Origin of the sequence: Actinomyces oris (genome assembly GCF_001929375.1) — a bacterium.
In the GTDB taxonomy this organism is placed as follows: Bacteria; Actinomycetota; Actinomycetes; order Actinomycetales; family Actinomycetaceae; genus Actinomyces; species Actinomyces oris_B.
Window position 1 is genome coordinate 1 of record NZ_MSGO01000046.1, and the last position, 11,535, is coordinate 11,535.

The following is an 11,535-nucleotide window of genomic DNA, read 5'->3' on the forward strand; positions in this document are numbered from 1 at the left end:
CCGCGTGCGCGGGGCTGACACTGGCTGACCTGCGGTGTTAGTCGGTTCGGGGTCGCCGTGGGTTCACTGCCAAGGTGGTGGCCCCCAGGGGAACCATGAGGGTGCCGTCGAAGACAACCGGACCGGGCACCTCCGCGTCAAAGGCGACCGAGACGTGCCTACGCCCGTTGTTCTCCTGCCCATCGACACCTCCGTCGCTTCGTGAGTCGGAGTGACGCTCAGCCCCAACAAGTCTGCAGCCGAGCCCCGAGGCGCATTTCTTGAGCATGTCCCTGATGCCTTCAGGATCCTCCGCCGTCGGCACAACAGTGGTCCACCGTAACGAAGGAGCCGTAGCGGCCCGCAGAACTCGAGGCAAAGAAGCTATCGTCCCGGTCTCTGCGAGTCTGGCCTCAACCACCCCCGTCCTCACCGCGAGTCCCACGGATGGAAGCCGAGGCCCCCCGGCCACGAGCACCCCCCGCAGGACGGGCAGGTGACGGCGGCCCAACCCACCGATGAGTGGCAGCATCCAGCCTGTTTCTTCAAGGGAGTCTCGCAGCTGCTCCGTGACGAGAGCAGCGTCGGCGGCATGCACCAGAACTGCACCTTGTCGCCCACTGTGGGGCATTCGGTAGAGCGAGCACGTGCGCAGCAGCTCCCGAGCATCAGGCGCAGCCCCATCACCGGACCTCTCACCCACGAGCCGATAGAGAGCGGTGGGTCGCACGCTCATATACGGATGCGTCCCCGTCACGGTGCTGCGCCGCCGCTCCTCCTCTCGGGCGTCCAAAGCAGCCAGGAGTCCTTCCGTTCCCACCCGCAGCTGAATCCAGCCCGTCAGGTCCGGTTCCCAACAGAAATGGCCAGGTGGCACCTCGACAGCACCGTCGACGACGTCGAGCAGCACAGGTGAGGTCGGACGCCCGAGGTACTCCACGGATCGCGCCACCTTCTGCAGAACGCCCAGATCGACCGGGCCATCGGCGGCGAAGGTCCAACGCACGACGTCGTCCGGGCCGGTACCGACCATCATGCCGCACTCGGGATCCTTCGCCTGCTTCTCCAGGAGGCGGTCATTTCGGTCGACAATCCCGGTCGGAGAACCGTTCTTGTCCATCTTCAGCTCATTGTTAACGGGAACCCACCGCCGGTAACCGATCTGACGCTCACCGGCCAAAGGGGCGGTGATCCGAGGAGGACGACATCGAAAGAGAGCCTCGACCTCGGAAACGCCTTCTCCGAGGCCATAGGCTGCAGACAGCATCGCGGCCAGTACCCGCGCTGGAGCCGGCGGCCATTCAGCGCGCCCCTCTCCATCGTGCGCGTTGAACTCTCCGAGGGGGAACGAGGCCGTGATGGTCAGATCACTCATCGCTGCGTCCGTCAGTCTTGCGCCCGTCGACGTCCAGGATGATCTTTCCCAGCGGGGAGTCGTGAGTGATCGTGACAACGGTGGCGCCGTTCCAACCGATTTCCTGGCCCAGGTCACGCACGAGGTCCACCAGCTCATCAACCTCCGGCAGTGCGAGGGGCTCAGAGGGTGCTCCGTGCCTCTCGACCTTGACCTCGAGACCCGGCTCGCACAGACGCAGCTCCGCCCCTGCGCGCAGGTCCAGCCGTTCCTGCAGCAGTCGGTACAGCAGCAGGGTCAGGCTGACCACCAGTGCTCGCGCAGGCTCCGGGCGAGAGAAGGCGAATGTCCTCAACCCCGCGAGGGAGAAGAAGGCCTTCCCCACGATAGAGTCGTACGTTAAATCTGATGGAGCCTCAGAAATATCAAGCGGAGGCAACGACCCAATTCCCAGAGCGGAAAGTTTTACTCCCCGAATCGTCGTTTTATTACTGGTTGCCGCAAAGAGCGGATCCGTCTTCCCGGCCATGCGACGACGCTCAGACACGCCGGTCGCAATAATCTCCGATGTGAACAGCCTTGCGGAACGCGACTCCGCAGGATTCATGACGTAGTAACCAAGATATTTGTCTCGCGTCGCATTCAGCTCACGAGCATCCTTGCCCCCACCTTTCTTCCCTCCCTTGTTGGCTTCATCGACAGCCTTCTGGGAGCGCTTCGTCTGCGAGTGCCACCATCCGAAGGGGATCGCTGTAGGGAATCCAGTGAGCAGAGCATCCGGCTGGGAGCGGGTGGCATTCTGGATCCCCTCGAAATCGACCCCTTTGTCGGTGAGCTCGTCTCGTATGAGCCTCCACGTGGCGTCGGCCTGCCGGTGCGAGAGCTCCACGGAGGTGGTCAGCACCTCTCCGTCCTCATCGACGAGTACCACCATGGGGAAACCCAGCACCTCAGCGAGGGTGTTGGTTCCTCCTCTGAAGCGACTGGCCAGAAGCACCTCGCACCGTGAGGCCTGAGAGCCCCAGCTGTCAATTGTGGCCGCCTTCCCATCGTCGACAGTTTCAAAGAAGCCGACAATCTCGCCGCCCTGGCGGATCGTGCCCGCCGGCGGCGTCACGGTCATTCCCGCCAATGAGTCGTATTTGCTGGTCACGCTGATTCCAGCCACCGCACTGTCCTCCATGAGAGCACCGATGGTGGAGCGAAATTCTTGAGCCGTCGTCATCGTTCAATCTCCTTATCTGCATATCTATTGTCATACTGGTCGAGCACAGTTCTCATTCACGTCGTCACAGCACCAGGGGCATTCCGTAGCCGTAGGCCTTTCCCCTCCCGATTCCCTGGTGGTAGGCGGCTTCCCCAGCCTCACTGATACTGCTCACCGTGCCGGTGAGATCGCGGAGCGTGAAGGAGCGTCCGCCTCGTCGACCCACGAACCACCTCGGCGAGACCGTCAGCTCGCTGACCTCCAGACCATGGCGCTCCAGCAAATCGGTGGCCCAACCATCAGCTTCTTCATCGAGGACAGCCCGGACGCGGTTCCTTCCCGACTCGTCGGCATGACGTTTCTCAGCCACCACTCGAACAGTGAAGCGCTGACCGACAGCGAACCCTGACGGAGCCTCGATGGGCTGTGTTCCGGGCAGATCGAGATCGGCCCGGAATCTGATGACCAGGGAACCCTTCTGCCCGCCATACTCGGTTGGTAGGGCCAGGCGGTACAGGACGCCGAGGTCTGCGCGAATCGACCGCGAAGCGCCTCTGAGATCCGGCAAGTACGACATGGCGCGGCGATGGACCGCATCAGGTGTTCCCAGGTCCGGTAGCGCCTGTGCCAGCGGAAGGACTGCGATCTGATCAGGCATGGGTTGTTGTCACCTCTTCCTCTCTCATGCCCCACGGTGGGCCGGCGCGAACGATGTCACCTTGGCTGTGGATCCGGTTCCGCGAATGAGGGATGTCCACCGGTGCCACGGCAGGTCAGGCGGCGGGGACTCGTGCAGATCGATGATCGCCTCCATCGTGAAGGGAACCGGATTCAGCACCCACGTGAGGGCCTTGGCCGGACTTTTTCGCGCCATCTCGCGCTGCTGCGGCTGGAGGAGCAGGTGCCCGCAGAAGGCCAGGAGATCCACGAGCGGGTACACGTCGCACTCCTCCGATCCACTGGTGATACGCGGGGTCGCCTGGCTGGCGGAGAAGCGCAGTCCCGGCTTGGCCCGGGCAACGACAATCTCGCCGCGCACAAGTCGGTCAAGGTGCGCCGCCCCCGCAGCGACAGCATCGTCCGCAGTGGCCCGTGACGCACCCATGAGCCTCCAGGTGTCCTGCACCGACTTGGCGGTATGGCTCTTGCCGCTGAGCAAGGTCAACGCCGAGGAGCGGACCTGGAGATCCTGCATGCCCGTACTCTTCAACCGCTCGGCTGACGTCGCTGACGCATCGAAGACGGCTACCGGTCCGGATGCGCTGAGGTCGCTCGTCTTGTCGGCGGCCTGCCAGCCGGCATGTGACAGGATGTTGACCGCGGATCGCGCGGGCGTCGTCGTGGTGATGCCGCGCAGCCCACGCTCCCCGAGGCTCCAGGTTCGCTCCACCAGGCCACGGGCGGCCACATTCACCAGCTCGTCCGTATCCCCGCCATAGCGGACGACGGGAACTGCTTCCCCCTCGAAGTGGAGCGTCGCCTCCAGTAGCAACGACACCAGTCCCCAGGTCGCCAGGACATAGGCTGCACGATTTCCCGGCAGCGCAGTCAGGCGGTACTCGGCAGGCTCATCAGGGCATTGCACGCTACTCATGGTTCTGCTCCAGTTCTTGCGAGACGTCCCAGTCAGCCAGGCGAAGGATCGCCTCAACCAGCGCCAAGGTGTAGGGACCGTAGCGATCATTGAGACGGTGGAAACGGCTTATGGCCTCCGCCCAGGAGGGGGCATTCGGGTCCTGATGCCGTGGAGCTGGTCCGTGTTCGGGCGGGCACACCGGTCCTGGGCCGCGGAAGCGGCCGTGGTGACTGAGAACCAGATGCATCACCAGGTCAGGATCGTGCGCCGTCTGCTCACCTTTTTCCAGCTGCTCCTTGAGGAGATCCGCTGAGGCCGCTTCATGCCTCCAGCCGAAGGGAACGCCGGCCATACGCATGGAGCGGTTCCAGTACCTGCGAGGGAGCCGGGACTTGCTCAGCCGCCTTCGATGCTCCCGCTGCCCCGGATCCTCCAGGACGAGGAAGCCACTCTCATCCACGGCAGCCCCGAGGGCGGCCTGCATCCTGGGATCATCCTTGCCATCATCATGGTGGCGCCCGGCCGTGACGAGGTCCTCCACCAGGTTCTCGGGCAGGCCGATGGCTCGGGCCCACTGTCCTGCACGCTCACCCACCCGGTCTCCGTGGCCGCACAGGGTGCGCTCGTCGGCGTCATCCTCGGTGCTCGCGGGACCTTCGGTGGCGACCTCCACGAGCCGCAGGCGGAGCCATGGGTGACCACTGTCGGCGCCAAGGACGTCGTCGACGATCTGCCAGCCCAGTGGCACTGCGAGCAGGGCCGCCTCTTCCAGGAGGTCGGCGTACGGGTCGTCGGTTCGCAGGTCACCCCCGGACAGGTCCGTGAGGATGACCGCCTCCCTCCGGCTCGTTCCCCGGTCCGTCCCCGTCGCGAGGGACACCAGCTCCTTGGACACCTCCTCAGCCGTGGCGCCGGGCATGACGTGCTGCCCGGAGTAGTCACGGCCGGCGTTCTCCAGCCCATAGGGGTTGCTGTCGTCACTCGGCGCCATGACGAGGATCTGACCGGGAACCAGATCGGGAGGGGGGTCCCCGGCCTCAAGGACGCGCGGCTCCTGCGACGTCGGATCGATGATGACGAGGGGCTGCGTTCTCACCGCCTGTTTCGCTACCTCCCGAGCATCGTTCAGCGGGATGCTCCAGGCCTCGGCTCGAAGATCGGGCCGCCACCGAGTCAGGTCCTCCTGGAGGGCCTCGGGACTGACACCGGCGAGGTCTCCCACGCTCTTGCGGAAGACGATGAATGTGTCCGGCCGTGGATCGGACAGCGGTCGGATCCACGGGTGGACCGGGGCGTCGTTGCGGGACCCCAGGGTGCGCAGATAGGCGGCGAAGACATTCGGAGGGATGACGACCGGGACCTGAGTCGCGTTCACCAGATCCTCCCGCCCACCAGCCTCATCGAGCCGCTTCACCACCTCACCGAGGGTGGCGGCTCCGTCGATCAGCTCGACGACGGCGTCTGCGGCTCCACCGTGGATCGGGTCCCTACTCGTGGTGGAGTGAACGATGGTCGCGCTGCCGTCGGGGCGGGCGCCGACCCGATTGACTCGCCCCAGGCGCTGCACCAGGGAGCCGGCCTGGCAGCTCTCCGTCAGGAGGTGGGTGAAGTCGAGGTCGGCACCAACCTCCAGAGTCGATGTGGCCACCACGACGGTGGCCTGCGCGTCCTGACGGCCCTCGGCCCCCGTCCGATAAGGGGAGAGTCCCTCCACGACGTGCTCGCTACGGCGAGCAGGCATCCCGCCGACCATGACGTCCACGTGAGGAGCCTGATCCTTCAGCCTTCGGGCCTGCTTCTTCAACCCGGCCACGACCCTCTTGACGGTGTCCAGGGTGTTGCAGAAGACGACCAGCGACTCTCCCCGGCTCAGCTCCTTCGCGCGGTTACAAGCCTGCTCCGTGAGAGCGGCTGCCGCCTTGCCTTCCACGCAGTGAACGTCCACCGGGACACCGTCACGATGCGCCCGCCGCGCAGCCAGTTGCGGATCCAGGCGGCACTCCTCCTCCCAGTCCAGGCTGAGACCGGGAGTCGGTTCCTGGTCGGCCCCCCGGTGGAGGGTGGGAAGCGTCATGGGTGTCGCCGTCATCGGCATGACCTGCAGGCCCGGGACGCTGCCACCACAACGATCCTCGAGCCTGCTCTCCTCGCTGCGGAGCACGAACAAGGTGGTCAGGGCCTGCTTGGAGAGGTGCGCCTCGTCGAGGACCCAGAACGTATCCATCCCCGTCAGCGCCGCATCGATGCTGCGGCGGTAGGGCGAGAGCTGGTAGCCGCGGAACAGCAGACGGGACACGGTCATGTCGAGTGTTCCCAGGATGATGGCTGGGCGTGAGGGGTAGCGCGTGTGCTCCGTCAGGTCCCCATCAGTATCAGCGAGCCCGCCGCGCAGGCGCCGCACCTCGAGCACCTCCGCCGCAGCAGGGATCGCGAAAGCCGAGCGCAGCACCTCGGCCAAGCGTCTCACCGTCGACCGATCACCGGCACCTTCTCTGAGCGCCTTCCTGATCCTTTGCGCCGCCTCGAAAGAGTCGTCGACGACGGCGCGCCGGTCGACAACGAGATGCAGTCTCAGGGGGACCACCCGCCTCCGACGACGTCGGCCTACCTGCTCGGCGTCCTGTGCCAGTGCGTACAGCCATCCGATGAGGACCGCGAGGGTCTTGCCCATCCCGGTCGGCACGCTGAGGTGGGACGGCGGCTCTCCCTGGGCGAGTCGCTCGGCCAGGCGCACCTGGTAGTCCCTGGGCTCATGCCCAGTGATCTCGCGGAAGAGGTCTGTGAAGTCGAGGCCGCTCACATCAACGCTCCTGAGATGTTGGTTCTACCATAGATAAGTTCAACCCCCAGTCCCCTGGGGCAGTATCGCCGGCACTTCCGTGCGGACCATTGATAATCCGCTACCTCCACCAGCTGTGGAGCCGATGTGTCTCTTGAGAGACGCGGCGACGATGAGACTCATCTTACACTTGGTGAGTCCCCCTGTCACTGCCCGCTGCTGCGCCGAGGGTCCAGAGGGGCACCGCGGTCAACATCGAACTTGACCAAACCGATCATTAACTCTTGACCAAATAGGCGATGAAGGCACGACCGATCTGATCGTCACCCACGGCTCCCAGACCCCAGAGTTATCCACAGACCCACTCTTTTGGCTGTACGGCGGCGCAAAGTGGCCCTTACGATCAGTTCATGACCACCTACCAGCCGCGTCTCATGGACCAGCGCCTCGAGGAGCTGCTGCGGTCGGTCCCGGCGGTCAGCGTCGAGGGAGCCCGCGCCGTCGGGAAGACCCGCACCGCCAGGGCCCACGGCACTACCTTCATTGCCGTTGACGATCCCGATGAACGCGCCCAGCTCGCCGCCATCGGATCGCGCTTCACCACACTTCCCAGCCCTCTCGTCATCGACGAGTGGCAACGCATGCCCGAGCTGTGGGACCGGGTACGTCGCGCCGTCGACGACGATCCCTCTCCCGGTCGTTTTCTGCTCACCGGGTCCTCCACACCGTCCCAGGCGCCCACCCACACCGGCGCAGGACGGATCATCACCCTGAGGATGCGTCCCTTCAGCCTGGCCGAGCGTGCGATCGAGACCCCAACGGTCTCGGTGGGGAGCCTGTTAGGCAGTGGTCTCGGCACTCAGGACCTCTCCGCCCTGACCCCGATCGAGGGGTACACGAGTGTCACGATCGACCAGTACGTCGATGAGATCTGCCGCTCCGGCTTCCCCGCCATCAGGGAGCAGCCGCCTTTGGGGCGCAAGGCCCAGCTGGACGGATACATCGAGCAAACGCTCCGGCATGATCTACCGGAAGCGACGGGCGGCAGGCGACGTCCACGATCCGTGAGGGAGTGGCTGACGGCCTACGCCAGCGCGGTGGCCACAACGGCGAGCTTCAGCTCCATCGCCGAGCTGGCGACCAGACCCCTGAGCACCGACATGGGCTTGGCGACGGCGCGCTCCTACCGAGACCATCTCAGCGGGATGTGGCTACTGGACCCGGTTCCGGGCTGGAGCCCCAGCGAGAACGAGTTCTCCCGCAACAATCTGACCGACAAGCACCAGTTGTGCGACCCGGCCCTGGCCGCTCGTCTTCTCGGATACGGTCCCGCCGAGGTGCTCGGGGTCGGCCACCCGATCCTCACCAGCCCTCGGGGCACCCCACGCCGCCCCCGAGTGCTCGGCTCACTATTCGAGTCCCTGGTGATTCAGAGTCTTCAGGTCTACGCAGAGGTCCTCAGCACCCGGGTCTTCCACCTGCGCACCAAAGGCGGGCTCCAGGAGATCGACGTCATCCTCGAAGGAGCCGACCGTCGGGTCGTCGCCTTCGAGATCAAGGCGAGGGCCGCCCCCAAGCCGGAGGACACCAAGCACCTGCGCTGGCTGCGCAAGAAGATCGGGCCGAGGCTCGCGGACGCAGTCCTGGTGACTACCGGCCGTCTGGCCTACCGGGACGAGGACGGGATCGCCGTCGTGCCCGCCGCCCTGCTGGGACCGTAGGACCCCGCTCGACCTCCCAAACCCGGACGCCACCTCAGCCCCGCCTCACAGGGGGTAGGCCGACGCCTTGCCCTCGATGGCCTCGGTGAGGTCGATCTCGCGCTCGCCCAGGCTGAAGCGGTAGCGGCCCAGGATCTCCAGGGGCTCGTCGGCGGCCGCCAGGTAGGCGCGCACGGCCTCCTTCTCCTCCTCGTCGAGCCAGGTCATCTGGTCCGACAGGCACCGGTAGCGGCTGGCCTCGGCCACGTCGCGCAGCCACTGCATCTGGGTGTCGTCCAGGAGGTTGCGGCGGTGGCGGAAGAAGACGACGTCGGGGTCGACCCCGATGACCCGCCCCAGCCAGAGCCGGTTGACGCCGGCGTGCAGGGCGTTGTAGGCCTTGGCGTCGGACAGGTCGTCGGAGGCGTAGTTCTCCCACATGGGGGCCACGTCCGGCCCCACCCGCACCGCGTCGAGCAGCCCGATGGAGGGCATGATGAGCGCCCCGGAGCCCAGGAGGAAGGTCTCCTCCCCGGCGGTGTCGCGCACGAGGCGCAGCCCGGTGCGGTAGGCCTCCTCCCGGTCGATCTGGCGGTGGCGGTAGCCGGGGATGGCGGCGGCGTTGATGAAGTCGAGCTTGAGGTAGCTGAAGCCCCACCGGTGGACGATCTTGGCGATGAGCTTGCGCACGTAGGTCTGGGCGGTGGGGTGGGTCGTGTCCAGCGCGTAGTAGTCGCCGCCCCAGTTGGAGCCGGCCACGGCCAGTCCGCCGTCGGCGTTGTGGACGAACATCTCCGGGTAGTCGCGCACGGCCCGCGAGCCCGGCAGGGCGATGAAGGGCGCCACCCACAGGCCCGGCCGCATACCGGCCTCCCGGATCCGACTCGCGGCGGCCTCCATGCCGTCGCCGAAGCTCTCCCCGGCCTCCCAGTCACCGACCGCGACCTCCCAGCCGTCGTCGATCTGAAGCGTCTTGAAACCCAGCTCGGCGACCTGCGGGATCTCGCGCTCGAGGGCCTCCTGCGAGATGCCCTCGTAGTAGGAGTACCAGGAGCACCACACGCGCTGCGGCTCGATCGCCCGGCCCCCCAGGCTCTCGCCGAGCTCGCGCGCGTAGCGGGCCATGACGGCGGTGGCCGGGCCGGGCAGGATCACCCAGCGCGCCGGGTCGCCGGACTCGGTGAAGGCCTCCAGGACCGCGGTGTCGGCGCGCAGCCGCGGCGTGCGCCCGTCCAGGCAGCCCACGAGCAGTGCCCCGGCGGAGTCCTCCAGGACCGCCATCCAGGCCGAGTGGTGGCGGGCCGGGTCGTCCCAGGGGGCGTCGTCGGCGGTCCGACGGCGCTGCTCGTCGGCGATGCGCATGGGCGCCTCGCTCAGGCGGCGCCAGCCCGACGGCGACCAGGAGTTCTGGCCGGTGCGGTAGAACTCGCCGTCGCGCATGTCGTGCAGGAGGGTCAGGTGGGAGGCCTCGACATAGACCGCGCCGGTGGCGCCGCCGGCCCCGTGCTGGGTGGTCACCGTGCCGTCGCAGGCCAGGGCGATGCTGCGCCCGGTCAGGGTGATGTGGTGAATCATGCGCTCTCCTCGGCTCCGACCTGTCCTGCCCGCGGCTCGGGTCCCCCTCGAGGCACCGGCACCGCCCGGCTCGCACTGTACGTGCTGCCGGCCATACAGACCGACATTTTCTTCAAAGATGACGCGGAGCCGCGTCGTTTATGAAGATTCCGTCGGTGAGTGAGAGTTTTGTTGCCCACGGTGGAAGTAGGCCGCCAGCTCCGCGTCGAGCTCGGGCACGTCGAAGGGCACGGAGCCCGAGCGCAGGGACCGGGTGGCCAGCACGCCCGCCGCGACGGCGTCGCGCGCGCTGATCGGGGAGACCTCGGTGGCCCCGCCGTCGCGCACGAAGCGCAGGAACTCGTCGATGGCGAGCTGATCGGCGCTGTCGTGCCCGGTGCCCTCCTCGGCGATGACGTACTCCTGGGTGGCGCGCTCGGCGTAGTGCTCCGTGCGCTTAGTCCACACCTTGACGACGTCGCCGGCCCCGTCACCGAGGTTCTCGGCCCGGCCGCGGGTGCCGATGACCGTGTAGCTGCGCCAGTAGTCGGGGGTGAAGTGGCACTGCTGGTAGGAGGTCATGACCCCGTTGCGCATGGTCATCATGAGCATGGAGTGGTCCTCGACGTCGATGACGGGGTTGAGCCCGACCACCTCGTCGGCGGGCCAGTGCTCGAGGCTGAACCAGTCCTGCATGACGCTGCCGGCGCTCGTCCCGGCCGGGCGCCGCTCGGCCTCCCCGTAGACCATGAGCCCGCCCATGCCGACGACGCGGGCCGGCGCGGAGTCGGCCAGCCAGCTCATGACGTCGATGTCGTGGGCGGCCTTCTGCAGCAGCAGGCCGGTGACGTGGCGGCGCTCGGCATGCCAGTCGCGGAAGTAGTAGTCGCCGCCGTTGCCCACGAAGTGGCGGCACCAGATGGCCTTGACCTCGCCGATCCGCCCGGAGTCGATGATCGACTTCAGCAGCCGCACCACCTCCATGTGGCGCATGTTGTGGCCCACGTAGAGGCGGGTGCCGGTGCGCCGGGCCACCTCCAGGATGCGGTCGGCGGCCTCGATGGTGATGGCCAGGGGCTTCTCCAGGTAGACCGGGATGCCGGCCTGAAGGAAGAAGCGGGCCAGCTCCTCGTGCGTGTCGTCGGGGGTGGTCAGGACGACGGCGTCGAGCCCGTGTCCGAGCAGGTCGCGGTGGTCGGCCACGACCGCCACGCCCTCGGGCAGGAGGCGCTGGGCGCGCTCGACGGCGTCGGGGGCGGTGTCGGCCGCGGCGACGAGCCGGGCCGGGACCGGTGAGGAGTCCGCGAGCGCGGCCAGGTAGCAGCGGGCCCCGATGCCGACGACACCGACCCGCAGCTCCCTTGACGCTTCAAGCACTCTGTCGCC

The 11,535-nt window shown here is 66.9% G+C and carries 8 protein-coding genes; 1 reads left to right on the top strand and 7 read right to left on the bottom strand.

Going from position 1 to position 11,535, the window contains the following annotated elements:
- Window positions 1–37: 37 nt before the first annotated feature.
- From csb2 to cas3g, 5 genes are all read right to left on the bottom strand, one after another.
- Window positions 38–1,354 (bottom strand): type I-G CRISPR-associated protein Csb2, encoded by a 1,317-nt coding sequence (csb2, locus tag BKH32_RS10665; protein ID WP_075250019.1) that lies wholly within the window; start codon window positions 1,352–1,354, stop codon window positions 38–40.
- Entirely contained in the window at window positions 1,347–2,516 is a 1,170-nt protein-coding gene (cas7g, locus tag BKH32_RS10670; RefSeq protein WP_256691658.1) for a type I-G CRISPR-associated RAMP protein Csb1/Cas7g, read from the bottom strand. Before cas7g ends, csb2 begins: the two co-directional genes overlap by 8 nt.
- 106 nt (window positions 2,517–2,622) lie before the next feature.
- Window positions 2,623–3,198 (bottom strand): type I-E CRISPR-associated protein Cas6/Cse3/CasE, encoded by a 576-nt coding sequence (locus tag BKH32_RS10675; protein ID WP_075250021.1) that lies wholly within the window; start codon window positions 3,196–3,198, stop codon window positions 2,623–2,625.
- Between the two features lie 24 nt (window positions 3,199–3,222).
- Window positions 3,223–4,134 (bottom strand): hypothetical protein, encoded by a 912-nt coding sequence (locus BKH32_RS10680; protein WP_256691660.1) that lies wholly within the window; start codon window positions 4,132–4,134, stop codon window positions 3,223–3,225.
- Complete coding sequence (gene cas3g / locus BKH32_RS10685; RefSeq protein WP_075250023.1) at window positions 4,127–6,916, bottom strand: type I-G CRISPR-associated helicase/endonuclease Cas3g; 2,790 nt, start codon at window positions 6,914–6,916, stop codon at window positions 4,127–4,129. Before cas3g ends, BKH32_RS10680 begins: the two co-directional genes overlap by 8 nt.
- A 389-nt stretch (window positions 6,917–7,305) precedes the next feature.
- Between cas3g and BKH32_RS10690 the strand changes: the two genes are divergently transcribed.
- On the top strand, window positions 7,306–8,616 hold the full coding sequence (locus BKH32_RS10690) for an ATP-binding protein (protein WP_075250024.1): 1,311 nt from the start codon (window positions 7,306–7,308) through the stop codon (window positions 8,614–8,616).
- A 45-nt stretch (window positions 8,617–8,661) separates the two neighbouring features.
- On the opposite strand, the gene BKH32_RS10695 is transcribed toward BKH32_RS10690, so the two are convergent.
- Together BKH32_RS10695 and BKH32_RS10700 are read right to left on the bottom strand one after the other, a co-directional pair.
- Window positions 8,662–10,170 (bottom strand): glycoside hydrolase family 36 protein, encoded by a 1,509-nt coding sequence (locus tag BKH32_RS10695; protein ID WP_075250025.1) that lies wholly within the window; start codon window positions 10,168–10,170, stop codon window positions 8,662–8,664.
- Window positions 10,171–10,308: 138 nt separating this feature from the next.
- A complete protein-coding gene (locus BKH32_RS10700; RefSeq protein WP_075250026.1) occupies window positions 10,309–11,526 on the bottom strand; it encodes a Gfo/Idh/MocA family protein in 1,218 nt (405 codons plus the stop codon).
- Window positions 11,527–11,535 lie beyond the last annotated feature (9 nt).